We start from the raw sequence: 26,154 nt of genomic DNA, 5'->3' as shown, positions 1-26,154 counted from the left end.
TGATGGCGTTGCGCTCGCAACGCGGTCCAGGCCGCGCAGAGCATCAAGAGCAGAAAGGTGGGGGGTCAGCATGCCCATCAAGGTGCCGGACGATCTTCCTGCGAAAGAAGTTCTCGCAGCGGAGCAGATCTTCGTCATGGGCTATCAACGGGCGTTCACGCAGGACATCCGCCCGCTTAAAATTTTGATCCTCAACCTCATGCCGAAAAAAGAGGTCACCGAAACACAGCTGCTTCGCCTGCTCGGCAACTCGCCGCTCCAGGTGGAGGTCACGCTGTTGCGCATGCGCTCGCACGTGGCGAAGAACACGTCGGCCGAACACCTCGAGCTGTTCTATCAGACCTTCGACGAAGTCTCGGAACAGGCGTTTGATGGCATGATCATCACGGGAGCTCCTGTGGAGCAGCTCGATTTTGAAGAAGTGACCTATTGGGACGAGTTGTGCGAAATTCTGGACTGGACGCGATCGGCCGTCACGTCCACGTTGCACATCTGTTGGGGGGCACAGGCCGGGCTGTACCGGCACTACGGCATCCCGAAGCGGCCGCTGCCGGAGAAATGTTTCGGCGTCTTCGAGCACACCGTCGATCTTCGCTGCGACCTGACGCGCGGTTTTGACGATCGCTTCTTGGCGCCGCATTCCCGCCACACGGATGTGGCGCTGGAGGACGTGTCGCGCGTGCCCGAGCTTCAAATCTTGTCGACCTCCCCGGAGGCCGGCCTGTACCTGGCAGCGACGCCCGATGCGAGCCAGATTTTCGTGACGGGCCACCCGGAGTACGATGCGACGACGCTCGCGGAGGAATATGAGCGGGACGTGCAGCGGGGCCTGGACATTCTTCCGCCCAAACACTACTTTCCGGACGACGATCCGTCCCAACCGCCCGTCAACCGGTGGCGTGCGCACGCGAACTTGTTGTTCGCGAACTGGCTGAACTACTGCGTGTACCAGGTGACGCCGTATGACCTGAGCGGACGCGTGCGAAAGCGCCAGGCTCAGCTGTGACCGGTTCGACAAATCCCCCGCTCAATCGACAAAATCGCCATGATTTTGCCCAGATTGTGTCGCGATCGCGCCCCCTAAACGTCGTATAATGTTGAGCGTTGGTGTTTGGCGGTCGTTTTGGGGTAGGGGGATCCTATGTCAGAACAAGGGCAGACGACGGACCTGATCGAACATCTGCGCAAGAAAATGATGGCGCGTGCCGCAGAGGCTTGCAGCCTACAGGACAGCGAGGTCATTCGGCTCAGCCAGCTCTTGGACGTCCACCTCGTCGCGCTGATGCGGCCTCACCATGCGCTCGAGCCTGTCGAATCGGCGCGCGCAGAACGGCCTCTGCCACCCGCGTCGGGTGAGGGCAGGAGGCTGGACGAGGTGCGCCTGTATCTGCAGCGGAGGCGGTTTCGCGTGCTTCCATCGGTCGTTGAGACCACGAGGTGGTCCTAGCGCGCGACGTTGACTCCGTTCGCGTGAACCGGTAGGCTGGTGAAAGAGTCCATACGATCGACGTTCGTGGCAAAGGATGTGCAGCGGCTGTGCATTCGTATTGGTTCTTTATCGGCAGTTTCCCGGTTCGCTCGTACAGCACGATTTTTGCACTGGCGTTCCTGTTGGGCCTCGGCATCACGCTGTATCTCGCGAAAATTCGCGGTAACCCGGGTGACGCCGACCATTGGTGGGGACTCGCTCCGTGGCTGCTCGTCGGCGGTATTGTCGGGGCGCGGTTCTGGCAGGTGTTCTTTTTCGACTGGGGCTACTACTCGGCCCACCCGGGCCAGATTGTGCAGGTTTGGAACGGCGGCCTCTCCATTCAGGGTGGCATCGCGGGCGCTTTGGTGGCGGCCATTTGGTATTTGCGCCGGCATCGCCTCAGCTTTCTCCACTTTGCGGACATCGCGACACCGGGCATTTTGTTGGGACAAAGCATCGGCCGCGATGCCGATTTCATGAACGGGAGCGCGTTCGGCGCGCCCACCCATCAGGGATTTGGCGAAGTGTATCCGCCGGGCACGCTGGCGTATGAGACGTACGGAAACCAGCCGCTTTGGCCCGCCGTGACCTGGGAAGGCATGGTGGACGTGGCGCTCTTTGCGCTCCTCTTTGTGATTCTGCAGCGGAAGAAAGGTTGGCCGCTCGGGTTTCCCTTTGCGTATTATCTCGTGGCGTACAACGTGTGCAGGTTTTTCTTGGAGATGTTGCGGGGCGACTCGCCTCGCGGCGTGTTTGGCTGGGATGCCGCGCAGTGGACGGCGCTCGTGTCGGTCGCGGTGGGACTGGCTCTCGGCATCTGGGTTTTCTTGAAGGAGCGGCGGAAGACGCCGCTTGGCGTCCAAGACAAAAGCGGAACGGCCGAGTGAAGACGGGTAGAGCAGAAGGGCAGAGCACCTGTTCTCAGGCGCTCTGCCCTTCGGCGTGTTTGAGCGTTTTTGAGAGGAACCGCACCAACGCCCGCAAGGGCCGGCGCGCGCCGCCGGCCGACGCGGTATTCACTTCGCCATCAAGCGCACCGACGGGTTGACGACCGAACCCAGCTCGCGAAAGTGGCACGTGATTTGAAGCGCCTTGCGCAGGTCGTCGACGACCTTGGCGTCCGCCGTGTCGTCGATCATGTCGCGGATCCGGCGACGCGTTTCCACCAGAATTTCATTGCCTTTCACCCTTGAGACCTCGTGCGGCTCGACGCCGAGCTCCAGGGCGAGCCATCGCGACAGGCGTAACAAAAGCGACAGCTTTTTAGCCCTCGGATCTCGCAGGTCAAAGCGCACCACCTGCGCCACGAGCTGCCATTCGCTCGGTTTGAGCCCGTACAGGTCCGAGTGAAGCACAAGATAGGCCGCGTGGTCGCGCCAGCGCTCGGGGTGGACGAACGCGCCCGCGCTTTCGACTTGCGCGGCGGTCCAGAGCACGAGGCGATCGCTCGCCTCAAGGCTCAGGCGGGACGACAGTTCCGCGCTGAGCCGCATCGCCATGTCGGCAACGGCTCCGGCGGCGGCGCGATCGATCCGAAAGTGGCGTTGGAAGTTTCGCACACTGAATTCGAGCACGGACGGAACCACGGGATCCCTGGGACCGAGCAGGCGCTCAAACAGGAGCCCCTCGCGGATGCCGCACCGGCTGACGAAGAGCGAGGGGGGCTTCAGCGTTCGCACGAAGGTGGCCAGGACGGCCAGGCCCGTCGTGATAATCTCCGCGCGGTGCTTCGCAATGCCCTTCATCTTGCGGCGCTTGTTGATGCTCATCTGCTGGAGCTGTTTCAGCTTCGGTTCCACGTAGGAAGCCGGCAGCTCGAAGCCGTGGAGGCGCGGCGTTTTGCGATGCGTTTCCGCCAAGAACAGCTTGGCCAGCGCGCGCGCCGTCCCGCCGAGGCCCACCAGCGGAAGAAGTTCCCCTTCCTGCACCCAGCTGTACTGGGCGAGGGCGTTCGCCGCCTCGTCCGCTGCCATGCGCACGCACGCCTGCTCTCCGTACCTGCCAAACATCTCGCGCAGGTTGAGCGCGCCGTAAGGCAGGCTCGCCGCTCGGATCAGGGCGCGATCGCGCATGAGGGCGATCTCGCTCGAGGCTCCGCCGATGTCGAAGATGACGGCGTTCTGGACGGGCATCGTGTTGACGACGCCGAGAAAGCCGTAGCGAGCCTCTTCTTCGCCGCTCAGCACGCGGAAGGCGAGGCCGGTCTCCTTTTCCATTGTGCGCCTGACCTCTTCGCCGTTTTCGGCCTGCCGGAGGGCGGCGGTTGCAACGGGCATCCACTCGTCCACGTCGTGAAGCGACCCCTGCCGCACAAACTGGCGGAGACACGCGATGGCTCGCTCCACGCTCGCTTGGGTCAGACGGCGACTGCCCGTCATGCCCTCGGCGAGGCGGACGTTTTGTTTGACTTCATACACGGGGCGATACGAATCCCCGTCGATCTCGAAGATGGACATGCGACACGAGTTCGAGCCGAGATCGACGATGGCCACGCGGTTTTGCATCGAATCCTCTCACATCCACAGCCTGGCGATTTGACCTCATTTCAATCCAATGTACAGCCTATCGAGGGCGATCGCAACGCCAGGTGAGTCAAGATTTGGCGAGCCTTGCGGGGCATACGTGTGGGCGGGGCGGTCACACTACAGGTGTCATCACCACCACATAAGGAGGGAACGCAAGATGGCGAACAATTCGGGTAGCAATCGCACGCTGGTTCCGCAGGCTTCGAAGGCGCTTGATCAGATGAAGTACGAGATCGCGACGGAATTCGGGGTCAACCTTGGCCCAGACACCACCGCGCGCCAGAACGGCTCGGTGGGTGGCGAAATCACGAAGCGCCTCGTGGCGTACGCGGAGCAGAGCCTGTCGGGCCGCGCGTAACCAGGCGAGAAAGGCCAGCGAGCTGCCGGTGGGGCAACCCACAGGCAGCTCGCTTCATGATGTTCTTAGCGAGGCCAAAAGCGGCGGGAGCTCAGCCATGGACCGCAGGACGTGCTGAGGCGCGCGGCCGTAGGGGAGTGGGCGCGCTCCCGAACGGGCCAGATAACAGACGCGGAATCCGAAGTGGGCCGCGGCGGCGGCGTCCCAATCGTTGCTCGACACGAAGAGCACGTCGCGCTTCTGCACGTTGAGTGTTTGCACGGCGTGCTGGTACGCGCGCCGCGCCGGCTTGTACGTCCGAGCGGGATCCGTGGATACGATGTGGTGAAACGAAAACAAGAGGCCGTGGCGTGAGAGCATCGCTTGTAACGCGCGCAACGTGCCGTTCGACAAAATGGCAAGCGGCACGTCGCGCAGACCGTCGAGCGCTTCAGTAACGTCCGGGAAGAGCGGAAGCGCGTCTTGCGCCTGTGCGACGCGCTCTACCGCCTCGGGCCCCATCCGCTCCCCGAGCACGTGGGTGAACGCTTCTCGCGTGAGGCGGTCGAAGTCGCGGTACGCCTCGGTCAAGGCCGCGTGCCAGGCCAGCCGCAGCTGCACGTCGCGGGCGTTTGCGGCGAGCAAACAACCGTCCTCTCGGCTGACGCCCTCCAGCGCAAGCGCCTGGGCGATGCCGCCGTTCCAGTCAAACAGGGTACCATAGGCGTCGAATACGATGAGCACCGTGTGTCCTCCTTGGCTACACGCCGCGCGCGCTGGGATCCCAGATGACCTTGTGAAGCTGCAGGTTCAACTTCACGCCGCGCAGCCGGTGTTTGAGCATGAGCGACACGAGATCCCGGGGCGGCATGGTCTCCCAGACCGGGCTGAATAAAACGGTCGCCCGCGTGGGGTGCGCCTGAAGGACCTCGAGCGCGCGGGCAAAGTCGCGATCGTCCGCAATCACAAATTTGACCTCGTCTCGCTCCGACAGCGCCGACAGGTGATCCGGGACCATGCGGTGTTCCTCGCCGCTTCCGGGGAGCTTGTAGTCGACAATAAACCGCACCACCTGTCGAAGACGCGCCGATGCGTCGCGGTATTGGACGAACGGCCGCACGTCAATGGCGCCATTGGTCTCGATGTGCACGTCTTCCACGCCTGCGATCCCGGCGAGCGTGTCAATGAGCAACTGCGACTTGTGGCGGTGGATGAGCGGCTCTCCGCCCGTCAGGCACACGTTCGCCCAGCCAAACGATTCCACCCGCTCGGCGATCTGTTTCAGGCTCGCTTCAAAGGCCGGGCGTTCGGGCGCGTAACTGTAGGGCGTATCACACCACGTGCAGCGCAGGTTGCAATGGAACACGCGCACGAACGTCGTCGGCAAGCCCGCTTTCGTGCCCTCGCCTTCGACGGTCTCGAAGATCTCGACCATCGGGAGCGTGATGGCGCCGGGATCGCCCCGCTTGGCTTCCTCGTAGGCCGCTTCCCACGGCGCGCGAGCGAAACTCACACCGCTCCTCACGACATCCACGCCCGTTCCAAAGACGCCCGGCTCGTCGGCGTCTCGTACAATTCGAGCCGCTCCAGCCTCACGTCGCGCTCCTCACCCATGTCCGTCAGCGCGCGCTCGAGCTCTTCCCACATCCAGACAATCATGTTTTCCGCCGTGGTATTCATGGGAGGCAGGACCTCGTTCAGATATTGATGGTCCAGGCGCTTTTTGATGACGTCTTCAAAAAGTCGCTTCAAATCGCCGAAGTCCACGACGATCCCGATATCGTTCACGCGCCCGCTCACGGTCATCACAACGCGATAGGTGTGACCGTGAAGGTTGGCGCACTTTCCGTCGTAGGCGTGAAGATGGTGGGCCGCGTCAAACGTGAACTCCTTGGTCACGGCGACCCGGCGGTCGTGATATTTCAGCTGAGAACGTTGGATGTCGGAACCGAGCTCCTGCAGACGGCTCGGAATCTTATACGCGCTCACGCGTCTCACTCCTCGCAGAACTCCTGCCACCGTCACGGACAGTGGATTGCGCTCACACGACAGAGGCTGTCCCACGGGCATCCGCCCTTGCGACAGCCTGCTCGAAAATCTCATCTTGTATGCTCTATAGCGCCCGATCTCGAGAACACTTGTACCGGCGCTGGTACTCGTCGCAGTCCGAGTCGGTCACCCATTCGTCGCCCCACTTTTGCACCGCTTCCATCACCGGGCGCAGCGCCTCGCCCTTTGGCGTCAACTCGTACACAATCCGAACGGGCGTCTCTGCGTACACCCGCCGAACGACCAGTCCTGCTCGCTCGAGCTCCTTGAATCGTTCCGCCAACATGCGATCACTCATGTTGGGAATCATATCCGAGATATCCTTAAAGCGCTTCGGACCCTCAAGCAGCACGCGAATGATGAGCCCGGTCCAGCGCTTGCCGAGCAACGCAAACGCCCATTCGAAGCGGGGGCAAATCTGCTCATGGTCGCCCATGACGATCATCTCCCTAATCTATTCTACCACAACTGCGATCCAACGCACACGCCATCTTCGAATTTCGCGCCGCCATTGCGTCGATCGCCTGGTTCTGGTACATCGGAGGAAGACACGTTGCGGAGGAGTGAAAGGGTTGGCCTTCTCGGACTTGCATCTGCCATCTCCCCGTCCCGTTCACGCGTCTTGGCGGGAGCGGCTTCAGGCGCGCCTCGACGCGCTCGCGAAACCTGTCGGCAGCCTCGGATCGCTCGAACCTGTCCTCTGTGACATCGCCGCCATCCAGGCCACCGAGCACCCGGCCATCCGGCGCCCCTTCTTTTTGCTCTTTGCCGCCGATCACGGCGTTGCCAGGAACCGCCCCATCTCCCGCTACGGGCAGCACGTCACCGAGGAGATGGTCCAACACATCGCTTCGGGCCGAAGTGTCTCGACCGTCGTGGCGAGATCGTTCGGCGTCCCATGGCGCGTGTACGACGTGGGGATGGTGACATCGCCCAGCCATCCAGATGTTCGGCGCACCAAGGTGGCGGCCGGAACGCAGGATTTCACCCGGGGACCTGCGATGACCGCCGACGAATGCGCGCAGGCCCTCGGCGTCGGGATGCAGGCGGTGAAGGATGCGGCGAGCGAGGGGGCAGATCTGCTCGTCTTTGGCGAAATGGGCATTGGCAACACGACGCCTGCAAGTGCACTTTCCGCGTGGCTGCTCGGCGTCGACGTGGACCTCGTGGTGGGCACGGGGACCGGCATTCGCGAGCAGGCGCTCGCCGAGAAGCGATTCGTGGTGCGGACGGCGCTGGCTGTGTGGCGGGAGCGCGAAGCCGCCCATCCGGCAGGCGACGAGCGGTGGGTGGCCGGGCTCGCCCAGCTCGGCGGGTTTGAACTGGCGGCGATAAGCGGCGCCATCCTGCAAGCCGCGTCGCTCGGGGTGCCGGTCCTCTTAGACGGCGTGTTGACCGGCGCCTGTGCGCTGTGGGCCGAACGGGTCAGGCCCGGCGTGCGCGACTACCTCGTGGCGGGACACTTGTCGCCAGAACCCGCCCACGCCCTCTTGCTCGGCGAACTGCGCAAGCGCCCCTTGCTCGATCTCGGCCTTCGCGTCGGGGAGGGATCTGGAGCCCTCATGGCCTGGCCCATCCTGCGGGCCGGGCTCGCCGTCCTCGAAGGCACAGCGACATTTTCGGAACGCGCTCGATCTGGGAGGGATTTGCCATGAGACTTTATACGCGCGGCGGCGATCGCGGCACCACCGCCCTCATCGGCGGGGAGCGGCGTCCCAAGGGCGACCGGCGGATTGAGGCGTATGGTGCCGTCGACGAGGCGTGCGCAGCGCTCGGCCTCGCCACGAGCCTCATGCAGGCGGATGATCTCCGCGATCTGCGGGATCTCAGCCTCTGGCTCCAGCAGCGGCTGTGGGACGTGGGCGCCGATCTGGCCGCTCCGCCCTCCGCGACGGACTACCAGCCCAAAGTGCACGCGTCGTGGGTCGACGAGATCGAGCCTCTGATCGACAAGTATCAGGAGGAAGGGCCACCGCTGACGCAGTTCGTGCTCCGCCAAGGAAGTCCAGCCGGGGCCGCCCTCCATCTCGCCTGCACGGTGGTTCGCCGCGCCGAGCGCGAGGCTTGGCGGCTCGCCGCCGAAGAGCCCGTCCCGGAGCCCGCGCTGCGCTTTTTAAACCGATTGTCCGACTTGCTGTTTGTCATGGCTCGGGCGGCCAATGCCCGCGCGAACGCCGCTGAAATTGCCTATGAGAATAGTCCAGTGGTGTTTCGCGATCCCGACCGCAAGTGAAACGGCGTCTGTCGCCGTCGCACTCGTGTTTGACAAGCCAAGCGCCCCCATCTACGATGGAAGTCGATCCGGTCGCTGGGTGCTTCGCGCGGCAACGCGGCGAAGAGAATAGGGAAGCCGGTGAGAATCCGGCGCGGTCCCGCCACTGTGAACAGGCGTAAACGGCTCCGACGAGCCCAGGCCGCGCAACCACTGCCGTGATGGCGGGAAGGGGCGCGGCTTGCGAATGGCCTGTGAGCCAGGAGACCTGCCCAGCGAAAAGCGGGCGCCCTTCGAGGAAAGGTGCGTGCACGCACGCCGCGCGGACCCTACGGCTCGTTCTGCCGGATTCCGCGCCTCGACAGGGACCGCTCCATGGACGAAATGGGGGGTCCAATCGTGTTGAAAGACTTGTGGTTGAAAGGAAGCGCGGTCACGGCGGCTCTCGTCCTCGCCACCGCCGCCACAGGCTGTGGCTCCGAGAGCCCAGCCCACAACAACAGCCTCACGTCGCCGCAGAGCGCCGCATCCACGGTCTCGTATCCCATGACCGTGAAGGACGACATGGGCGACACCGTCACCCTGAAACACCAGCCCATGCACATTGTGTCGGGTTCGGAGGGCACCGACGAGATCTTGGTGTCGCTCGTGCCGAAGTCGCGCATCGCCCTCGTGACGACGCTTGCGTCGAACCCCGAATACTCGAACGTCGTCAGCCAGGTCAAGGGCATTCCCGCTTGGAGCGGCGATGATCCCGAGCAGGCGCTGGCCGTCCATCCGGACTTGGTCCTCGAGGCGGGGTACGTCAATCAGAAGGTGCTCGATCAGCTCCATCAGGCGGGCGTTCCGCTTTACTCGTTCAGCCTCAACGATTTTGACTCCATCTTCGACATCGAGCGCAATATCCTCACCGTCGGCCGACTCGTCGGCGAACCCGCGAAGGCCAACGCGGTCGTCTCCAACATGAAGCAGCAGCTTGCGCAAATCGAGCGCGCTGTGCAAGGCCAACCTCGGCCCACGGTGCTCGACTACGGTTCCTACGGATACGCCGCAGGCCGCGACACGACGGTCGACGACATCATCCGCGACGCCGGCGGTGTGAATGTCGCGCATAGCCTCAGCGGCTGGCAGAAGATCACCGACGAGCAGATCGTCAAGTGGAACCCAAGCGTCATCATCGACTCCTCGGACGACGCCGCCTTCCTGAAGAAGCTCGCGTCGGATCCGGCGCTCCAATCGGTTGCTGCCGTGCGGGAGCACCACCTCTACGCCATCAACAGCGCGGATCTTTCCTCTGTATCGCAATACGTCGTCCGCGCCGTCTACGACGTCGCCAAGGTCCTGCACCCGTCCGCGCACCTGCAAGCGCCCAAGGTGGTTTCATGACGAGGCGCCGCGCCCTGGCCTTTGGCGCGCTCGGGCTCTTGCTCGCGATCTCGGCCGCCCTTGAGATCGGCATCGGGCCCGTGTCGGTGCCGTTTTGGAAAATCCCGGGCGACACCTGGCGCTATGCGATGGGCGATCGCGGCCTCGATGCCGTGGTGGTGGGAGCCATCCGCTGGCCGCGGCTTCTCGTCGCGATGCTGGCCGGTTCGGCCCTCGCCCTCGCTGGCTGCGTGCTTCAGGCCATCCTGCGCAATCCGCTGGCCGATCCCGGCGTGATCGGCGTGTCGAGCGGGGGGGCGCTTGGGGCCGTGCTGTCGGTGGCCACCGGGCTCGCCAGCCGGTACCCGGCCTCCACGCCGGCCATGGCCTTCGCCTTCGGCCTTGCGGTGGCAGGCATCATCTACCGCCTCGCCACGCAAGCGCGGCGAACGGACATGTATCGCCTGCTGCTCGCGGGCGTGGCGCTCGGCTCGCTGTCGAGCGCCATTATCACCGCGATCCTGGATTTGTCCCCGCTGCAGGAGATGCAGGAGATGATGTTCTGGTTGTTCGGGGGATTGGACGGATCGGACTGGCGGGAAGCCGCGCTCCTCGCCGCGGTCAACGCCGGGGCGCTCGCCCTCTTTCTGCGCTTTGCGTTTGCCTACGACATCTTCAGCACCGGTGAGGAACACGCGGAAGCCGTGGGTGTCGACGTGGAGCGGCTCAAGCGCCTGTCGCTGGTGGCGTCCGCGCTCATCGTCGGCGTCGCGGTCAGCACGACGGGCGTCATCTCCTTCGTCGGCCTCATCGTGCCGCACATCCTCCGGCGCGTCGTCGGCGCCAACCACCGCCCCCTCCTCGCCGCATCGGCGATGGGGGGCGCCGCGCTTCTCACGCTCTCCGATCTCGTCGGGCGGACCATCGTCGCGCCGACAGAACTGAACGTCGGCATTGTGACGTCGTGCCTCGGCGTTCCATTCTTTCTCTATCTCCTATTTCAGCAGCGGCGCGGAAGGGGGGCTGAAGGGTGATCCGGATCGACCGCCTCGAGTACAGGCCCATCCTCAGCGAAATCTGTGCCGAATTGGATCCCGGCCAGGTGGTCGGGCTCGTCGGCCCGAACGGCGCGGGAAAGACCACGCTCTTGCGCGCGATGGCGGGTCTTTTGCGCCCGACGCAGGGCGCCGTCCACGTGCTCGGGGAGCCCATTCACGCGCGCGAACCTCGCTGGCGGGCTCGGCGGGTGGCGTATCTCCCCCAGTTCCTCCCGGAGGAAATCCCGTTTGCCGTCCGCGAGTTTGTCGAAATGGGCCGCTACAGTCACCATCCAAGCGGCGCGCTGGATGCATCCGATCGCCGGCACGTGAACGAGGCGCTCGATGCGATGGGGCTTGTGCAGTTGCAGGACGTCCCGCTGGCCCATCTCTCCGGCGGTGAGCGCCAGCGTGCCGCCATTGCGCGCTGCTTGGCGCAAGGGGCGCCCATCCTGTTGCTCGACGAGCCCATCGCCAGTCTCGACATTCACTACCAGCTCGACATCCTCCAGAGGCTCCGGTCTTTCGCCGCGGACGGGCGCCTCGTCGTGATCGCCATCCACCACCTGGAGCTGGCCATGTCCTACTGCGACCGCACGCTGTGCCTCGACGGCGGACGCCTTGCGGCCGATGGACCGCCCGAGCGCGTGTTCACGCCCGAGCTGCTGCAGCGCGTGTTTCGCGTCGACGCGCGGCCGTTTCGCGATCCGCACACGGGCGCCTTGCGCCTCAGCTTCAGCGCGGCCCTCCCCAGTATTCCTGAATGATGTGCACCAGGTTGTGCACCGTGACCGAGTGCAACCACACTCTCCCCGGTCCCGTGAGTTCGACCAAGAATATGCCATCGCCCGAGAATAGCAGGTTGGTGACGCCCTGCATCATCTGAACGCGGTAGTCGATCCCGTCCGTGAAGGCCGCGATGTGGCCGGGGTGGACGAGGAGACTTTCGCCGCGGGCGAGATCGCGCTCGACGATCTCGCCGTCGACGGAGAGAAAGGCCATGCCCGTCCCGGCGAGGTGGGTGAGCGCGAGGCCGTTGCCGCCGAGAAAGCGGCCGATGTTGAGCATGACCTCGACACCGTACTCGACGCTGTCCTCGGCGCAGAGGAAGCTGTGCCGTTCCGCGATGACGCGGCCATACTGGCGAAGCGGCAGGGCGAGGATATGGCCGGGCATGCGCGTGGTGAATTGGACGACGGACTCGCCGCGCGCGGCCCGATAGTAAGTGAGGAAGACGCTGTTACCGCTCAACGCGCGTCGGAACATGCCAGCCAGGCCGCCCGGCGCGCGCGTCTCCATGTACGTCCCTGGCGTCATCGAGAGCAGGCAGCCGGTTTCCGAAAACACGCTTTCGCCCTGTTGCAGGCGGACCTCCAGGGTTTGCATGACCGTGCCGTGGATTTGGTATTCCATCGTACCCCTCCCATCGGTTCAGCAGAGGCGCGCCCGCCGCGAGGGCGGAGACCGCACCCCTTTGGGCGATGGTACCATAGGTGGACATCGACGCGTGTCGCATCGCGTCGACTTGACGTCACCGAGAAACGTTTATACAATGTAAATGTTAAACCGTAGAAACATTAGCTTGTTATAAAGGTTTGATGATTTGAATGACCCATGCATCAGGAGGATCGCGGATGAAAGGGGATATGGACGCGCTGACCGAGCGGTTTGCGCAATCGCTCGGGGCCTTGGCGCACGAATTCGGACCACAGGTGCTGAACCGCTTGCACACCGGCCTGACGGCTGGCCAGTTTTTCACCATGCGCATGATTCGCAGTGAGGGGCGGCTCAAGGTGTCGCAGCTGGCCGAGCGCCTTGAGGTGACGCCGAGCGCCATCACGGTGATGATCGACCGGCTCGAGCACCACGGGTATGTGTCTCGCCTGAGGGATGAAGAAGATCGGCGCGTCGTCGTGATCGAGCTGACCGAAGCTGGGCGCGCCAAGCTCGCGGAAGTGGAGCGAGCGTGGCACAACATGATGCGGGAGATGGTGTCTCGCATTGAACCGGGCAAAGTGGAGCAGTGCGTGAGCGCCCTCGAGACGATGGTCGACGCAGCGAGGCATCTGCGAGAGGAACCGTTCGCCGACGCTCCCGGCCGACAGGAGGTATGACGTTGAGCGCCACGTACGAGGTGCAACGAACCAATCAAATTGTGGGACCGCGCAAGTGGTGGGCGTTTGCGACGGTCTTATTGACCATGTTTTTCTCGTCGCTCGACCAGACGGTCGTGTCCACCGCCATGCCCACCATCATCAGCGACCTTCACGGGCTGAATCTCTACACTTGGGTGTTCACGGCGTACATGATCACGTCGTCCATCACGGTGCCCATCTACGGGAAGCTTTCGGACGTGTTCGGGCGCAAGCCGTTTTATCTGTTTGGACTCGTCATGTTCGGCATCGGATCGGCCATCTCGGGCCAGGCGCATACCATGATGGAGCTCGTGTGGGCGCGCGCGGTTCAGGGCATCGGCGCCGGGGCGATGATGAGCATGCCGCGGGCCACGGTGGGCGATATCTTTTCGCCGAAGGAACGCGCCCGCTGGATGGGCGTGATGATGGCCGTGTTTGGCCTGTCGAGCATCGTCGGCCCGGCCATCGGGGGCTGGATCACGGACGACTGGTCGTGGCGGTGGGTGTTCTACGTGAACCTGCCGTTTGTCGTCATCGCGCTTCTCGGCGTGGCCGTCGCCCTGCCGAAGGTACGGACGAAGGATCAGGTGAAGGTGGACTGGCAGGGGGCTGCGATGCTCACGGTGGGACTCGTGCCCATCTTGCTCGCGCTGACCTGGGCGGGCAGCAAGTACGCCTGGGCTTCGCCGCAGATCATCGGCATGCTGGCGGGGGGCGTCGCGGTATTGGCCGCCTTTGTCGTCTGGGAGACGCGTGCGCAGGATCCGCTCGTTGCGCCCTGGCTGTTTCGAAATCGCATCTTCACCACGTCGCTCATTCTTCAACTGCTGGTCGGCATGGCGATGTTCGGCAGTCTGATGTACCTGCCGATTTTCGTGCAGGGCGTGATCGGGCTGAACGCGCAGAACAGCGGCTGGATCATGACGCCGATGATGGGCGGTTTCATGGTCGGCAGCATGGTCTCTGGACAGGTGATGTCGAAAACAGGGCGCTATCGGCATGTGGCCTGGCTGTCGGGCGCGGTCATTGTCGTGGGATCGGGCCTGTTGAACCGAATTGACGTTCACACGTCCTGGCCCACCATCATGGTGGACATGGTCGTCCTCGGGCTTGGCATCGGCGCGCTCATGCCGCTGATGAATATGGCGGTGCAAAATGCGTTCCCGTATCGGGTGATGGGAACGGTGAATGCGAGCCAACAGTTCGTGAGCTCGCTGGGCGGCGTGATCGCGTCGCCTGTGTTTGGCAGCGTGTTGAACCGGGCGTTTGCTCACAAGCTCGGCGTTCTTCTGCCACCGGGGCTTGCCGCGATGAAGTCCAAACTGGGTTCTCTGAATCCGCAAGCGCTCTTGACCGCGCAGGCCCAGAAGGCCATCGCGGCGCAGTTCAGTCGCTTCGGCGCGGCGGGAGAGGCGCTTTACCATCAGTTGATGCAGGCGGTCAAGTTATCGCTCACCTTTGGGATACAGCGGCTGTTTCTCGTCGGCCTCGTGTTTTCGGTGCTGACCTTCATCGGCACGTTTTTCCTGCCTGAGGTCAAGCTGAAGGGCGACGAGTACTTCCGCGGTGAACCCGAGGAGGACGCGGTGTAACGCTGAACCAGAGATGCGTATCGCACGATGAAAGCCGCTCGAATGGCCCAGTTCTGGGCCATTCGAGCGGCTTTCTTTGCTGTCCGGGCTCGGTGCAACTGGGCGTGACAAACTGTTCAAACTCGCGCCCAGGTTTGTTCACAAACATGCGCGTAAAATGCACCTTTTTCGAGCCGCTTGGTGATACGATCCAGGCGTAAGGAGCGCTCCAGATATTTCACTCGTGATCACGAGTTCAGGGGGGAGAGCGCATGCCCAGCGAAGTCGTGTTGGCGCGTTGGCAATTTGGCATCACAACGGTCTACCATTTCTTTTTCGTTCCGGTGACCATCGGGCTCGTGTACCTCATCGCCATCATGGAGACGTTGTACGTCGCGAAAAGGGACGACAGGTACAAGCGGATGGCCAAGTTTTGGGGGAAGATTTTCCTCATCAACTTTGCGGTCGGCGTGGTGACGGGTATCCTCCAGGAATTCCAGTTCGGGATGAACTGGGCCAATTACTCGCGCTTCGTCGGCGACGTGTTCGGCGCCCCGCTCGCCATCGAATCCTTGCTCGCTTTCTTCTTGGAGTCGACGTTTTTAGGCGTCTGGATGTTTGGCTGGGAGAAGCTGTCGAAGCGCATGCATCTCGCGTCCATCTGGTTGGTTGCGTTAGGGACCACGCTTTCCGCGTTCTGGATTCTCACGGCGAATGCGTTTATGCAGCATCCCGTCGGTTACACCCTGAAAGGCGGCCGCGCCGAGATGTCGAGCTTCGGCGCGCTCATCACCAATCCACAGCTGTGGTACGAGTTCCCGCACGTGTTCCTGGGATCGCTCGTCACGGGCGCGTTCGTCGTCATGAGCCTCAGCGCGTATCCGCTGTTGCGCAAACGCCACCTGGACGTGTTCGTTCCGTCCTTTGGCATCGCGGCCATCATGGCGGCTGCAGCGAGCTTCTTGACCATGGTGGTTGGACACGAACAAGCGCAGTATCTGCTGGTGTCGCAGCCGATGAAGCTTGCCGCCTCGGAGGCGCTGTGGACGACGAGCGGAAATCCGGCGCCCTGGACGCTGTTTGCCGTCATTCATCCGAGTGCGCACCAGAACAGCTGGGCGATTCAAATCCCATACCTGCTGAGCGTCCTCTCGTACAATCGCCTGCACGGAAGCGTTCCGGGCATTCTCGAGCTTCAGCAGCAGATGCAGGCGCGCTACGGACCAGGCAACTACGTCCCAGACGTGATCGCCGTCTTCTGGAGCTTCCGCATCATGGTGTTCGCCGGCCTCGTGATGTTCCTGGCGTCCGTGTGGGGCGTGTGGCGCCTGGTGCGAAACCGGCTTGTGCACGGCCGGCGGTATCTGCGGATGATGCTGCCCGCCTTCGGTCTTCCTCTTTGTGCGAACAGCATGGGCTGGATCATGACGGAGATGGGCCGCCAGCCGTGGGTGGTCTACGGTCTGCAGCTGACGAAAGACGGTGTCTCACCCACGGTGTCCGCGCCCGAGGTGCTCACGACGCTCATCGGTTTCACGGTGCTGTACGGGCTGCTCGCGGTGGTGGACGTGTTCCTCATTGCGCGGGTTGTGCGGCAAGGGCCCGTCGAAGAGGACCACGGAGAGGAAGCGGAGCCGGTGGCTCCCGCGATGCTGTGATGATCGGGGACACGAGGACTCGCCATGGGAGGTGTGGGTGATGACGCTTCAAGCGTTTTGGTTCGCGGTCATCGCCGTGTTGTTCATTGGGTTCTTCTTCCTCGAAGGCTTTGACTACGGCGTCGGCATCCTGGTGCCGTTTCTCGGCAAGACGGACGACGAGCGGAGGCTCCTCATCAACACGATTGGGCCGTTTTGGGATGCCAATGAGGTCTGGTTCATCACCGCGGGCGGCGCGATGTTTGCCGCATTTCCAGGCTGGTACGCCACCTTGTTCAGCGGATTCTACATGGCGCTGTTTCTGTTGCTTGTGGCGCTCATCGGCCGCGGCGTCGCGTTTGAATTCCGAAGCAAGGTGGATCGAACCTCCTGGCGGACGTTTTGGGACTGGGTCATCTTCGGGGGGAGCCTGTTGCCGCCCATGTTGTGGGGGGTGGCGCTGGCCAACATGATGCACGGCGTACCCATCGATTCGCACGGAAATTTTGTGGGCTCGTTTTGGGATCTCATCAACCTGTACGCCGTCATGGGCGGCGTGAGCATGACCCTGTTGTTTGTTCTGCACGGGGCGCTCTTCATCTCGCTGCGAACGTCTGGCGTCCTGCAGGAGCGGGCCCGCGCGGCTGCCACGGCGATCGGCGCGTGGGCGACGGCACTCACGTTTCTGTTTGTGGTGCTTTCCTACCTGGAGACCGACATGTTCACGCGCCGCGGGATCGATCCGGGCGTCGTGCCCATCCTCGCCGGGCTGGCGCTGTTCTCGGTGCAGTTTTTCCTTCGCGCGAAACGGGACGGATGGGCGTTTCTCATGACGGGATTGACCATCGTACTGTCCACCATCACGGTGTTCATGGACCTGTTCCCGCGCGTGATGGTGAGTTCGCTCAATCCCGCGTGGAGCTTGACGATTTACAACACGGCGTCGAACCCGTATTCGCTGAAGGTCATGACCATCGTCGCCCTCACCGTGGTGCCGTTTGTGCTCCTGTATCAGGGATGGAGCTATTGGGTGTTTCGCAAGCGTCTCTCGAGCGATCACCCGCTCGAATACTGAGGCTCGAATCCTGAGGAACGAAGGTGGAACCCGTGCGATTCAAGCCACAAGGTCTTCCCGCCGCGACGCGCCGAGAGCGGATGACATTCGTTTTGGCGTCGGGTGCGTCTCTCCTGGCCGGACTGCTCGTGCTGCCTCAGGCGTGGGAACTGTCCCAGATCATCAGCCGAGTGTTTCCGCGCGAACATGGCGTGGACGCTGGTGCGAGCGCGATGGCCGGACTCATCGCCGTGGTCGCGGCGAGAGCGATTCTCCTCGCCGCGGCCAAGGGGCTGTCGCTGCGCTTTGCGTCGCAGGTGAAGCGGAGGATGCGCCGCGAGATGCTGGAGCGCATGACCGCGCTCGGCCCGGTCGAGGTGCGCCGCCACGCCGCCGGGACGTGGCGGACGTGGCTGACGGACGGGATCGACGGGATGGAGGCGTATTTGGCAGGGTACCTTCCGCAGGCCGCAGCTTCGGCGGCTGTGCCCGTCGCGATCCTCGGCTTCGCGGCCTGGGAAGATCGCCTGACGGCTCTCATCCTGGCGGCCACGGTGCCTTTTATGGTGCTGCTTCTCGTTCTCGTGGGCCAGGCCGCGCAAAGGGCGACCGATCAGCGCTTCGTGGCCCTGGAACGCCTTTCTGGCCATTTTCTCGACGTGGTTCGCGGGCTGTGGACGCTCAAAGTGTTTGGGCGCAGCCGCGCGCAGGCGGACATCCTGGAGCGCGTGGCGGACGACTACCGGCGCACCACGATGCAGGTGCTGCGGCTCGCGTTCTTGTCGTCGCTCGTGACGGAGCTTTTCACCATGGTGAGCATTGGCCTTGTGGCGGTTTCGCTTGGCATCCGGCTGTTGAGCGGTCACATGGATTTTGGCACGGCACTGGTCCTGCTGCTGCTGGCTCCAGAGTACTACCTGCCCATCCGCACGGCGGGGGCGCAGTACCATGCGGCGCGCGATGGGGTGGCCATGCTCGAACGGCATCGCGAGGTGCTCGAGACGGCGTCACCGGCCGTCGTCCCGCAGAGCGCTCGTGTCGTCGTGCCGGACATCCAGCCGTCCGGGGCCGTGATCGAATTTCGCCACGTGACGGCGCGCTACCCCGGCGCTGAGGTGCCCGCCCTGCAAGATGTCTCGTTTCGCATCGGCCCGCGCGAGCTCGTCGCCATCGTGGGCCCAAGCGGGGCGGGGAAGAGCACCATCCTCGCCGTGTTGCTGGGCTTCCTCCGGCCCGTGTCAGGCGAGGTGCTCGTCGAGGGCGTTCCGCTTGACCAGCTCGATCTCGACGCGTTTCGCGCTCGCGTGGGGCTCGTGGCGCAAGATCCGGCGTGGTTCCACGCGGCGCTGCGCGACAACCTCACGTGGGGCGGCGCGTGCGGCGAAGCGGAAATGCGGGAGGCGCTTCAGCTGTCCGGCCTCGATTCCGTGGTCTCGCGCCTACCGGCTGGCGTCGACACGGCACTTGATGGCGAGCGCGTCCAGCTCTCGGGCGGCGAGCGGCAGCGGCTGGCGTTGGCTCGCATGATCCTTCGTCGGCCGGCTGTGGCCCTGCTGGACGAGCCGACGAGCTCGCTCGATCTCGCCACCGAGCGGGCGCTCGAGGAGCGAATCGTGCCATGGCTCAGGCAGCGCACATCGCTCGCCGTCGTGCACCGGCTGAGCCTCGCGCTCGCGGCGGATCGCGTTCTCGTGCTCGATGGCGGCCGCCTGGTGGAACAAGGCCCGCCGGACGACCTGTTGCAGGCGCGTGGGGCGTTTCATGCCATGGTGCGCCGCGATCACGGCGAGGAGGTGTCGGCCTGATGCAACCGCTGCGCTTCATGGTGAGCTGGCTTCGTGAGGCCAAGGGTCGGATGGCAGGAAGCTTGACCCTGTCGATGGGTACGGCGCTCGCCTCCACCGCCATGATGGCGACGGCCGGCTACCTCATCTCGGCCTCTGCCCTCGAGCCGCCCACCATCCTGATGCTCTGGGTGCCCATTGTGGCCGTGCGGTTTTTCGGCACGAGCCGAGCGGCCCTGCGCTACCTGGATCGGCTCGTGTCTCACGACGCGATTTTGCGACTGGCGGCCAGACTTCGCGCGCGCGTGTATGCGTACTTGGATGCCCATCCCGGCGCCTGGGCGGGGCGAAGGACGAGCGAAGCGCTCGACCTCATTCTCGCGGATATGGACAGGGTGCAAAACCTCGTGCTGCGGGTGGTGCTCCCGTTCGCGAGCGCTTGCGGTGCCAGCGCGCTTTCCGCCGTGTGGCTGTGGCGGATCCACGAGACGTTGGGGCTCGCGTTTGTAGCCGGTGCCGCGCTTGCGTCCATCGTCTTGCCGGCGCTCGTCGTAGGACTCACGGCTCGTTGGGAGAAGGCGAGGAATGAGGTGCGCCGAGATCGCCTCGCAGCGATGGACGATCTCGCCCGTGGGCTCGAGGAGCTTTTGGCGCACGGGCTCGCGGCACGGGCGCTTGGCGAGATGGAGGCGCTTGAGGCGAAGGAGAACCGTTTGGCGTTGCGGATCGATCTGGCCAAGGCGGCTGCCGAGGGCGCGCTGTATGCCGCGGCGATGACGACCGTCGCGCTTGTCACCGGCGAAGCGGCGCGCCTGCACGTTGCGGGGCAGCTCCCTGGCCCAATGGTGGCCGCCGTTGCGCTCTGCACCGTGGCCTCGTTCGAGCCGTGGACGGCCCTTGGCGCGGCGTACGCGGATCTCCAAGCGATGGCGCAGTCGGTCTCGCGCCTCGCGGATACCGTCTCGGCTCGCGGCCCGAAGCGCATGGCCGCGCCTCGGCCGCCGGAGCCTCAGGCGCAACCGGCGCCGCCAAGCCCATCCGCCACAGGCGGGCAAGGCGCGCGCCCGTCGGCGTCGTCGAGCCCCACGTCGGCCCACCGCGTCCCGCAGGATATCGTGCTCTCCGCCCGCGGTCTCAGCTGCCGCCGCGGCGACGTGTGGGCCGTTCGGGGCGTCGATCTCGACCTGCGGCGCGGCCAACGCGTGGCCATCGTCGGCGACAGCGGGGCGGGGAAGACGACACTCGCCGAGGCCCTTCTCGGGCTCGTCCACCCGGAGGCGGGCGACGTGTTCTGGTTTGGGCGGCGCTTGAGCGCGCTCGCGGACACGGAGTTCAGGCAGCGGGTGACCGTGGTGCCGCAGGACGGCTACGTGTTTCACACCACGCTCCGCCAAAACCTCCTGTTGGCGCGGCCCGACGCCCGCGACGACGACCTCGCGCATGCGCTCGCCGTGGCGCAGCTTGGCGATCTCGTCGCGCGGCTGCCCATGGGACTGGACACTTGGGTGGGCGACCGCGGGCACGCGCTGTCGGGCGGCGAACGCCAGCGCATCGCGCTGGCGCGGGCCGTCCTGCGCGGTGCGGAAGTCGTCGTCTGCGACGAGCCCACGGCCTCCCTCGATGTCGAGACCGAGCGGGCGTTCATCGAGGCGTTCTTTCGGGCCATGGAAGGCCGGGCGGTCCTATGGATCACCCATCGCATGACGGGTCTTGAGCGCATGGACGAAATCTTGGTGATGCAGGGCGGCCGCGTCGTCGAGCGGGGCGCACATCGCGAGCTGTGGCAGCGGGGCGGCGTGTACCGCAAGCTTTGGGAGTTCGGACATGACGGAGCGCTCGCAAGCGCCCGCGCGTTCAGCGCGCGGTCTGACGCGCCAGCGCCTCGGCCGCCGCTTGCGGGTCAGACGCCGACATGATGGCCGACACCACCGCGACGCCCTCGGCGCCCGCGGCCACGACTTCCGCCGCACGCTCGACGGTGATGCCGCCAATGCCCACGATGGGAATGTGAACGGCGCGCCTTGTCGCTTGAAGGGTTTCGAGGCCGGTCAGGACGGCATCGCCTTTCGTCGATGTGGGATAGACGGATCCCACGCCGAGGTAATCCGCCCCGTCCGCCTCGGCCCGCACCGCCTCGTCGACGGATCGCGCCGAGACGCCGACGATAAGCCCCGGGAAGCGCGACTTGACGAGCCGGGCCGGAAGGTCCGTCTGTCCGACGTGCACGCCGTCCGCTTCTGAGAGAAGGGCGATGTCGAGCCGGTCGTTGACGATGAAGAGGGCGCCGTGGGCTCGCGTGAGCTCCCGCAGGGCGAGCGCGAGCCGGAGCATCGGCCCACCGTCCTCAGACTTGCGCCGCAGCTGAACGCAAGTGACGCCGCCCAGGAGCGCCCGAGCGACGATGTCTTGCACCTCCTCGTGATCCGGCCGGTCGTCGGTCACGAGGTACACGCGCAGTCGATCCGCAAGGTCCTTCACTCGCCTCATCCCCTTCGAATGCGAGCGCGCGCGTCGACGTCAGACGGGGTCAGCGTGTGGAGCGCGTCCAGCAGCTTGACCTGAAAGCTTCCCGGGCCGCTCGCGCCCTCCGCCGCCAGCTCAGCCGCCACGTTGAAGCACGTGATGGCGGCCACGGTCGCCTCCGCGATGCCCCGCCGGCTCTGGTCCGAGACCGCGACAAACGCGGCGATCACGGCCGTCAGCGAACACCCAGATCCCGTGATGGCCGCTTCCCACGGATGGCCGTTTTGCAGCTCGTACATGGTCTCGCCGTCTGTGACGAGATCGCGCTCGCCCGTCGCGGCCACGACGAGATGGTGCTGGCGCGCAAACTCCACCATGCGGCCCGCGAGGTCCGTCCCCGCACCTCTCGCGTCCACTCCAGCCACCTCTCCGCCCGCGCCGGTGATCACGCCGATCTCGCCCTGATTCCCGCGCAACACCTGAATGTTTCGCGTCTCCAGGAGGCGCAGCGCGGCGCCCGTGCGATACGGCGTCGCCCCGGCGCCGACCGGATCCAGCACGACCGGCACACCGCGCCGGTTGGCAGCCTCGCTCGCCAAATCCATGCTCGTCACCACGTAGGGGTCCAGCGTGCCAAGGTTGAGCGCGAGCGCACCGGCGATGGCGGCCATGTCCGCCACCTCCTCGTGCGCATGCGCCATGACGGGCGACGCACCGAGCGAGAGCAGCGCGTTGGCCGCGACGTTCATGACCACGAGATTGGTGATGTTGTGGACGAGCGGGCGCTGTTCCCGCACGCGCGTAAGCCAGCTTCCGACTTGCATGTGAAGCGCTCCCTTCTGTCCTCGCGCGCCTCAGAGGGGCGGCGCGGTTTCGACAAACTGACGGCCGTCGAACACGTACATCCGGCCAGGTTGTGCGCGCATAAGCCAAACCGGCGACACGCTGTGATCCGTCGGTCCGTGTCCGCGCCCGACGTCCCAGTCCGCGGCCGAAGCGATGGCGCGCGCGATGTACGACTTCGCCGCCGCGATGGCCTCAAGCGCGCCCGCGCCGCGCGCGAGGGCCGCCGCGATGGCAGACGAAAACGTGCAGCCCGTGCCGTGCGTCTTGCGGCTTGGGACGCGCGGCGCTGCGAAGTAGGTGAACGAAGCGCCGTCGTACACCACGTCGACGGCGAGATCGCCCAAGCCTTCGAGGTGCCCGCCCTTGACCACGGCGTATCGGGCACCCCGTCGGTGCAGCGCCTCGGCCGCCCTTGCTGCATCTTCCAGAGAGCGGATGGGGATCCCCGTCAAGCGCTCTGCCTCGGGCGCGTTGGGCGTCGCGACGAAGGCGACGGGCAGCATCCGCTCGATCACGGCCGCCACGTCTTCCGGGGCGAGCAGCGCTTCGCCGCCCTTGGCCACCATCACCGGGTCCACCACCACGGGGCATGTCACGCCCTCCATCTCCGCCGCTATGGCGAGAATGGAAGCGCGATCGCCGAGCATGCCGGTCTTCACGGCGTCGAAGCCGAGATCGTCCTGAATGGACTTGAGCTGCGCTCGGACGATGTCCACCGGCAGGGGGTGGACGGCCTGTACACCGACGGTGTTCTGCGCGGTCACGGCGGTGAGGACGCTCATGCCGTACACGTCAAACTGGTGAGCGGTCTTGAGGTCCGCCTGAATGCCCGCACCGCCGCCCGAATCGGACCCCGCAATGGTCAGCATGCGGGCCACGTGGCCGTCAGGATACCGAAACATCGCGCGCCGCCTCCTTCGGAAGCCATGTCTCGCCGCGGTACGCCATCTCAAAAAACCGATACTCGAGGTAGTAACTCGTCAGGTAGGCCGCCTCGATCCGCCGCGCGCGCTGAGCCGAGAAGTGCGCGGCTTCCCGGTCGATCATGGCGAACAGTCGCTTGGTCGCGTCGCGCATGTCGGGATGGGCGTAAAACCGAATCCAGTCCGCAAACGGGTGGTCCGGTCGCTCGTCCACCGCGGGCAGGAGGCGCTCGCCGATCTCGACGTACACGTGATGGCAGGGAAGAATGGCGGCCACGACCTCCGCGAAGTCCCCGCGCGCGGCCGAAGCGATGAGGTGGCTCTCGTAATGGTGCAGGGTGGGAAGCTTGGGCTGACCTAGAACAGCCTCGCGGTTTGCGCCGGCATAACGCAGGAGGTTCGCGTGGGCTTCCGATTCGCCGTCGAGCAGAATGGCCATGCGGCTGTGGAAATCAGCGATGTCTTCGTGACGCGGGGCGATGGCCGCGGCCTGGGCAAACACGCGAAGGTACGTCTCCAGGTACGGCTCGTCCTGGCTGACGTAACGGACGGCCGCTTCTTTGGGAAGGTTGCCCTCGGCGATGCCGCGCACGAACGGGTGTTGCACAATCTCGTCCACGATGGAATTGGACATGGCGATGAGGGATGTGGAAAACGACAAAGGAAACGCCTCCTCTGCCGGAGGCCAAAGGGGAACACGGGAGGGTCCCATGCGCCACTTTCCTACGCTGGCATTACCCAGGTCAGGTTCGAAGGGTTCGGGGTGTCCCCCGTCTCAGCTTTCGCTCCCCTAGTGGCATCCAAGCTCGTTTGTCGTCTATCATAGCATGCAGAAACGTGCGTGGCCACGATGGCCATCAACGGGGGCGGCTCCATGCGGGCGAGGGACGTGATCGCACTCCTCCAAGAGATGATGCCATGTGACCCGAGCCTTGTGAAGGTGGACGGGCTCGTGTTGGGTGACGAGCTTGCGCCCGTGAGCCGCATAGGCGTGGCGTTCGTCGCGTCCGTGCCTGTGCTCGAGGCGGCGAGAGAGGCAGGGGTCGACTTCCTCATCACCCACGAGGGCGCCTTCTTCCGGCACGAGGGTGACGTGGCGGGCGAGGATCCGGTCCTGTCGCAGAAGCGCAGCCTTCTTCGGCGCCTCGGCATATCCGTGTATCGCCTGCACGATCGGCCGCACCGCGCGTCGCCTGACTGGGTGGCGGAGGGCCTTGCCGAGGCGCTCGGGTGGTCGGGCGCGATTCGCGAGCGGATGGCCGAACCCTGCGACGTCCCCATCGTCGCGTGGGCGCAGGCCATGACGTTCGACGACGTGGTGGCCCGGGTGTGTGCGCGGCTCGGGGTGCGCGGCCTGCGTGTGTCAGGCAGGGTGCCGGTCGCGCGGCGGATCGCGCTGTTGCCCGGTTACCGAGGTACGGGCGATCTCGTCGCCCGCGTGTTTCGCGAGTCGAATGCGGACGTCATCTTGGCGGGCGAAGGGCCCGAGTGGGAAGCCATGGAGTACGTGCGCGACGCCTGTGCCATGGGGTTGCCGCGCGCGGTGGTGTGGCTCGGCCATCAGTTGAGCGAGTCGCCCGGGATGCGGCGAATCGCCAAGGAACTCGCCGCGCACTGCCGTGTGCCCGTGGTGTTTTTGGACCAAGAATCGGCGTTTGCCTGGCAAGATGGCACATCTCAGAGCTCTGCGACCGCGCGCCAGGACACGTGATGGGCGGTGTGCCGCCGGCCGACGCGGGGGATCCTCTCTCCGCAGCCAGGATTTCTTTGATGAAAGGTGGATCAGCTTGTCAGAGTCCGTCGCCATCGCGCGCCTTGTCCGAAGCTTCGCACAGAGCGACCGGTTCCGCCGCTTCCGTGGCATCGGCCTTGCACTCTTGGGCTCCATTCTGTGGGGCATCTCCGGGACGGCCGCTCAAGTCCTCTTCAACGTATACCGCGTCGATCCGGCCTGGCTCGTCGCCGTCCGCATGAGCTTGGCAGGCATCATCTTGCTTGGGGCGTCGGGCGTCACAGCGGGCAGGCGTCAGACGCTGGCGCCATGGCGCCGCGCCTACACCGCAGTGCGCACGGTGCTGTTTGGCCTCGCCGGGCTGCTCGGCGTTCAATACACCTACTTTGCGTCGATCCACGCCGGCAATGCCGCCACGGCGACCGTGCTCCAGTACATGGCGCCCATCGTCATCCTCGCGTATGCCGCGGCGCGGTCGCGCCGAGTGCCTTCCACCGTGCAGCTGGCGTGTGCGATGCTGGCGATGATGGGCTGCGTGTTGCTGGTCACCGACGGTCACCTCGAGCGCCTGGCTGTGTCCGGCTGGTGCGTCCTATGGGGGCTGTTGTCGGCCGTTGCCGTCGCCGTGTACAGCATTTTCCCCGTCTCGCTGCTCGCAGAGTTCGGGCCCATGGTCGTCACCGCCTGGGGCATGATGGTGGGCGGCGCGGCGATTGGCGTCGTGGTCCTGCCGCGCCATCCCTTACCTCATCTCCTTCCAGGCGCCTGGTTTCTCGTCGGCTTCGTCGTCGTGTTCGGCACCGTCGTGCCCTTCTACCTGTACTTGGCCAGTCTGCGCGACATCACGCCGGCGGACGCCAGCATCGTGGCGAGCGGCGAACCCCTGTCGGCGACCGCGCTGGCCGTCACCGCCCTGCACCAGCCCATGACGTGGGCTGCGCTGTTGGGCATGGCGTGCGTGCTCGCGACGGTCACGCTGCTCGCGAGGACCAAGTCGTAGTCGGCGCCGAGCC

27 protein-coding genes and 2 riboswitches are annotated in these 26,154 nt (G+C 64.9%); of the genes, 17 read left to right on the top strand and 10 right to left on the bottom strand.

Going from position 1 to position 26,154, the window contains the following annotated elements; genetic code table 11:
* Positions 1-70 precede the first annotated feature (70 nt).
* The 3 genes from metA (at position 71) to lgt (ending at position 2,358) form a co-directional block, all read left to right on the top strand.
* Positions 71-1,006, top strand: a complete 936-nt coding sequence (gene metA / locus BW934_RS03480; protein WP_076345139.1) for a homoserine O-acetyltransferase MetA — start codon at positions 71-73, stop codon at positions 1,004-1,006.
* A gap of 135 nt (positions 1,007-1,141) precedes the next feature.
* Complete coding sequence (locus tag BW934_RS03475; protein ID WP_076345137.1) at positions 1,142-1,447, top strand: aspartyl-phosphate phosphatase Spo0E family protein; 306 nt, start codon at positions 1,142-1,144, stop codon at positions 1,445-1,447.
* An 89-nt stretch (positions 1,448-1,536) separates the two neighbouring features.
* On the top strand, positions 1,537-2,358 hold the full coding sequence (gene lgt, locus BW934_RS03470) for a prolipoprotein diacylglyceryl transferase (RefSeq protein WP_076345135.1): 822 nt from the start codon (positions 1,537-1,539) through the stop codon (positions 2,356-2,358).
* Positions 2,359-2,487: 129 nt separating this feature from the next.
* Here lgt and BW934_RS03465 read toward each other — a convergent pair whose 3' ends face one another.
* Complete coding sequence (locus BW934_RS03465; RefSeq protein WP_076345133.1) at positions 2,488-3,975, bottom strand: Ppx/GppA phosphatase family protein; 1,488 nt, start codon at positions 3,973-3,975, stop codon at positions 2,488-2,490.
* 178 nt (positions 3,976-4,153) lie between these two features.
* Between BW934_RS03465 and BW934_RS03460 the strand changes: the two genes are divergently transcribed.
* Positions 4,154-4,354, top strand: a complete 201-nt coding sequence (locus tag BW934_RS03460; protein ID WP_076345131.1) for an alpha/beta-type small acid-soluble spore protein — start codon at positions 4,154-4,156, stop codon at positions 4,352-4,354.
* Between the two features lie 54 nt (positions 4,355-4,408).
* Here the strand turns inward: BW934_RS03460 and BW934_RS03455 are convergent, their stop codons facing one another.
* The 4 genes from BW934_RS03455 to BW934_RS03440 all read right to left on the bottom strand — a co-directional run bounded on the left by BW934_RS03455 (position 4,409) and on the right by BW934_RS03440 (position 6,818).
* Positions 4,409-5,077 carry a haloacid dehalogenase type II gene (locus BW934_RS03455; RefSeq protein ID WP_076345129.1) on the bottom strand — a complete coding sequence of 223 codons (669 nt, stop codon included), beginning with the start codon at positions 5,075-5,077 and terminating at the stop codon, positions 4,409-4,411.
* 16 nt (positions 5,078-5,093) lie between these two features.
* Positions 5,094-5,846 carry a 7-carboxy-7-deazaguanine synthase QueE gene (locus BW934_RS03450; RefSeq protein WP_076345127.1) on the bottom strand — a complete coding sequence of 251 codons (753 nt, stop codon included), beginning with the start codon at positions 5,844-5,846 and terminating at the stop codon, positions 5,094-5,096.
* Positions 5,847-5,854: 8 nt separating this feature from the next.
* A complete protein-coding gene (queD, locus tag BW934_RS03445) occupies positions 5,855-6,322 on the bottom strand; it encodes a 6-carboxytetrahydropterin synthase QueD (RefSeq protein ID WP_076345125.1) in 468 nt (155 codons plus the stop codon).
* Positions 6,323-6,446: 124 nt separating this feature from the next.
* Positions 6,447-6,818 (bottom strand): winged helix-turn-helix transcriptional regulator, encoded by a 372-nt coding sequence (locus BW934_RS03440; RefSeq protein WP_076345123.1) that lies wholly within the window; start codon positions 6,816-6,818, stop codon positions 6,447-6,449.
* A gap of 136 nt (positions 6,819-6,954) precedes the next feature.
* Here BW934_RS03440 and cobT point away from each other — a divergent pair, with 136 nt between their 5' ends.
* The 5 genes from cobT to BW934_RS03415 all read left to right on the top strand — a co-directional run bounded on the left by cobT (position 6,955) and on the right by BW934_RS03415 (position 11,763).
* Entirely contained in the window at positions 6,955-8,037 is a 1,083-nt protein-coding gene (gene cobT / locus BW934_RS03435; protein WP_076345121.1) for a nicotinate-nucleotide--dimethylbenzimidazole phosphoribosyltransferase, read from the top strand.
* Positions 8,034-8,615: a cob(I)yrinic acid a,c-diamide adenosyltransferase gene (locus tag BW934_RS03430; RefSeq protein ID WP_076345119.1), complete on the top strand. Its 582-nt coding sequence runs from the start codon at positions 8,034-8,036 to the stop codon at positions 8,613-8,615. The genes cobT and BW934_RS03430 overlap by 4 nt, the downstream gene beginning before the upstream one ends.
* Positions 8,616-8,675: 60 nt before the next feature.
* Positions 8,676-8,884, top strand: a riboswitch (cobalamin riboswitch).
* 109 nt (positions 8,885-8,993) lie between these two features.
* Positions 8,994-9,980 carry an ABC transporter substrate-binding protein gene (locus BW934_RS03425; RefSeq protein WP_076345398.1) on the top strand — a complete coding sequence of 329 codons (987 nt, stop codon included), beginning with the start codon at positions 8,994-8,996 and terminating at the stop codon, positions 9,978-9,980.
* The gene (locus BW934_RS03420; RefSeq protein ID WP_076345117.1) at positions 9,977-10,993 is read left to right on the top strand and encodes a FecCD family ABC transporter permease; all 1,017 of its coding nucleotides are present in this window, start codon (positions 9,977-9,979) and stop codon (positions 10,991-10,993) included. Before BW934_RS03425 ends, BW934_RS03420 begins: the two co-directional genes overlap by 4 nt.
* On the top strand, positions 10,990-11,763 hold the full coding sequence (locus tag BW934_RS03415; RefSeq protein WP_076345115.1) for an ABC transporter ATP-binding protein: 774 nt from the start codon (positions 10,990-10,992) through the stop codon (positions 11,761-11,763). Before BW934_RS03420 ends, BW934_RS03415 begins: the two co-directional genes overlap by 4 nt.
* On the opposite strand, the gene BW934_RS03410 is transcribed toward BW934_RS03415, so the two are convergent.
* Positions 11,732-12,409 (bottom strand): TIGR00266 family protein, encoded by a 678-nt coding sequence (locus BW934_RS03410; RefSeq protein WP_076345113.1) that lies wholly within the window; start codon positions 12,407-12,409, stop codon positions 11,732-11,734. The genes BW934_RS03415 and BW934_RS03410 overlap by 32 nt on opposite strands.
* 221 nt (positions 12,410-12,630) lie before the next feature.
* On the opposite strand from BW934_RS03410, the gene BW934_RS03405 reads away from it, so the two are divergent.
* From BW934_RS03405 to cydC, 6 genes are all read left to right on the top strand, one after another.
* Positions 12,631-13,110: a MarR family winged helix-turn-helix transcriptional regulator gene (locus BW934_RS03405; RefSeq protein WP_076345111.1), complete on the top strand. Its 480-nt coding sequence runs from the start codon at positions 12,631-12,633 to the stop codon at positions 13,108-13,110.
* Positions 13,107-14,723: an MDR family MFS transporter gene (locus BW934_RS03400; protein ID WP_076345109.1), complete on the top strand. Its 1,617-nt coding sequence runs from the start codon at positions 13,107-13,109 to the stop codon at positions 14,721-14,723. Before BW934_RS03405 ends, BW934_RS03400 begins: the two co-directional genes overlap by 4 nt.
* A gap of 251 nt (positions 14,724-14,974) precedes the next feature.
* Positions 14,975-16,360 (top strand): cytochrome ubiquinol oxidase subunit I, encoded by a 1,386-nt coding sequence (locus tag BW934_RS03395; RefSeq protein WP_076345107.1) that lies wholly within the window; start codon positions 14,975-14,977, stop codon positions 16,358-16,360.
* Positions 16,361-16,400: 40 nt separating this feature from the next.
* Positions 16,401-17,414: a cytochrome d ubiquinol oxidase subunit II gene (cydB, locus tag BW934_RS03390; protein WP_076345105.1), complete on the top strand. Its 1,014-nt coding sequence runs from the start codon at positions 16,401-16,403 to the stop codon at positions 17,412-17,414.
* Positions 17,415-17,437: 23 nt separating this feature from the next.
* Complete coding sequence (gene cydD, locus BW934_RS03385) at positions 17,438-19,198, top strand: thiol reductant ABC exporter subunit CydD (RefSeq protein WP_076345103.1); 1,761 nt, start codon at positions 17,438-17,440, stop codon at positions 19,196-19,198.
* Complete coding sequence (gene cydC, locus BW934_RS03380; protein ID WP_076345101.1) at positions 19,198-21,093, top strand: thiol reductant ABC exporter subunit CydC; 1,896 nt, start codon at positions 19,198-19,200, stop codon at positions 21,091-21,093. The genes cydD and cydC overlap by 1 nt, the downstream gene beginning before the upstream one ends.
* Here cydC and thiE read toward each other — a convergent pair.
* Genes thiE through tenA form a run of 4 tightly spaced genes read right to left on the bottom strand, consistent with a single transcriptional unit; the run spans position 21,032 to position 24,070 of the window.
* The gene (gene thiE, locus BW934_RS03375; RefSeq protein WP_076345099.1) at positions 21,032-21,664 is read right to left on the bottom strand and encodes a thiamine phosphate synthase; all 633 of its coding nucleotides are present in this window, start codon (positions 21,662-21,664) and stop codon (positions 21,032-21,034) included. The genes cydC and thiE overlap by 62 nt on opposite strands.
* Positions 21,661-22,464 (bottom strand): hydroxyethylthiazole kinase, encoded by an 804-nt coding sequence (gene thiM, locus BW934_RS03370; protein ID WP_076345097.1) that lies wholly within the window; start codon positions 22,462-22,464, stop codon positions 21,661-21,663. Before thiM ends, thiE begins: the two co-directional genes overlap by 4 nt.
* A gap of 30 nt (positions 22,465-22,494) precedes the next feature.
* Positions 22,495-23,388 carry a bifunctional hydroxymethylpyrimidine kinase/phosphomethylpyrimidine kinase gene (gene thiD, locus BW934_RS03365; protein ID WP_076345095.1) on the bottom strand — a complete coding sequence of 298 codons (894 nt, stop codon included), beginning with the start codon at positions 23,386-23,388 and terminating at the stop codon, positions 22,495-22,497.
* Positions 23,372-24,070: a thiaminase II gene (gene tenA / locus BW934_RS03360; RefSeq protein WP_076345093.1), complete on the bottom strand. Its 699-nt coding sequence runs from the start codon at positions 24,068-24,070 to the stop codon at positions 23,372-23,374. The genes thiD and tenA overlap by 17 nt, the downstream gene beginning before the upstream one ends.
* A 42-nt stretch (positions 24,071-24,112) precedes the next feature.
* A riboswitch (TPP riboswitch) is annotated at positions 24,113-24,211 on the bottom strand.
* 48 nt (positions 24,212-24,259) lie between these two features.
* On the opposite strand from tenA, the gene BW934_RS03355 reads away from it, so the two are divergent.
* Together BW934_RS03355 and BW934_RS03350 are read left to right on the top strand one after the other, a co-directional pair.
* Positions 24,260-25,120 (top strand): Nif3-like dinuclear metal center hexameric protein, encoded by an 861-nt coding sequence (locus tag BW934_RS03355; RefSeq protein ID WP_234969550.1) that lies wholly within the window; start codon positions 24,260-24,262, stop codon positions 25,118-25,120.
* A 76-nt stretch (positions 25,121-25,196) separates the two neighbouring features.
* Positions 25,197-26,141 (top strand): EamA family transporter, encoded by a 945-nt coding sequence (locus BW934_RS03350; RefSeq protein ID WP_084182451.1) that lies wholly within the window; start codon positions 25,197-25,199, stop codon positions 26,139-26,141.
* Positions 26,142-26,154 lie beyond the last annotated feature (13 nt).

The sequence above is a fragment of the Alicyclobacillus vulcanalis genome (assembly GCF_900156755.1).
In the GTDB taxonomy this organism is placed as follows: Bacteria; Bacillota; Bacilli; order Alicyclobacillales; family Alicyclobacillaceae; genus Alicyclobacillus; species Alicyclobacillus vulcanalis.
This window is presented reverse-complemented; position numbering and strand designations above follow the sequence as displayed.

Excerpts from the sequence above, each read along its gene's own strand:
- BW934_RS03400 (WP_076345109.1), top strand. The coding sequence starts at position 13,107 with ATGACGTTGAGCGCCACGTACGAGGTGCAACGAACCAATCAAATTGTG.
- thiD (WP_076345095.1), bottom strand. The coding sequence starts at position 23,388 with ATGTTTCGGTATCCTGACGGCCACGTGGCCCGCATGCTGACCATTGCG.
- BW934_RS03460 (WP_076345131.1), top strand. The coding sequence starts at position 4,154 with ATGGCGAACAATTCGGGTAGCAATCGCACGCTGGTTCCGCAGGCTTCG.
- cydC (WP_076345101.1), top strand. The coding sequence starts at position 19,198 with ATGCAACCGCTGCGCTTCATGGTGAGCTGGCTTCGTGAGGCCAAGGGT.
- BW934_RS03440 (WP_076345123.1), bottom strand. The coding sequence starts at position 6,818 with ATGGGCGACCATGAGCAGATTTGCCCCCGCTTCGAATGGGCGTTTGCG.
- BW934_RS03405 (WP_076345111.1), top strand. The coding sequence starts at position 12,631 with ATGAAAGGGGATATGGACGCGCTGACCGAGCGGTTTGCGCAATCGCTC.
- thiM (WP_076345097.1), bottom strand. The coding sequence starts at position 22,464 with ATGCAAGTCGGAAGCTGGCTTACGCGCGTGCGGGAACAGCGCCCGCTC.
- BW934_RS03475 (WP_076345137.1), top strand. The coding sequence starts at position 1,142 with ATGTCAGAACAAGGGCAGACGACGGACCTGATCGAACATCTGCGCAAG.
- metA (WP_076345139.1), top strand. The coding sequence starts at position 71 with ATGCCCATCAAGGTGCCGGACGATCTTCCTGCGAAAGAAGTTCTCGCA.
- BW934_RS03410 (WP_076345113.1), bottom strand. The coding sequence starts at position 12,409 with ATGGAATACCAAATCCACGGCACGGTCATGCAAACCCTGGAGGTCCGC.
- BW934_RS03430 (WP_076345119.1), top strand. The coding sequence starts at position 8,034 with ATGAGACTTTATACGCGCGGCGGCGATCGCGGCACCACCGCCCTCATC.
- cydB (WP_076345105.1), top strand. The coding sequence starts at position 16,401 with ATGACGCTTCAAGCGTTTTGGTTCGCGGTCATCGCCGTGTTGTTCATT.
- BW934_RS03395 (WP_076345107.1), top strand. The coding sequence starts at position 14,975 with ATGCCCAGCGAAGTCGTGTTGGCGCGTTGGCAATTTGGCATCACAACG.
- BW934_RS03420 (WP_076345117.1), top strand. The coding sequence starts at position 9,977 with ATGACGAGGCGCCGCGCCCTGGCCTTTGGCGCGCTCGGGCTCTTGCTC.
- BW934_RS03355 (WP_234969550.1), top strand. The coding sequence starts at position 24,260 with ATGGCCATCAACGGGGGCGGCTCCATGCGGGCGAGGGACGTGATCGCA.
- BW934_RS03465 (WP_076345133.1), bottom strand. The coding sequence starts at position 3,975 with ATGCAAAACCGCGTGGCCATCGTCGATCTCGGCTCGAACTCGTGTCGC.
- thiE (WP_076345099.1), bottom strand. The coding sequence starts at position 21,664 with ATGAGGCGAGTGAAGGACCTTGCGGATCGACTGCGCGTGTACCTCGTG.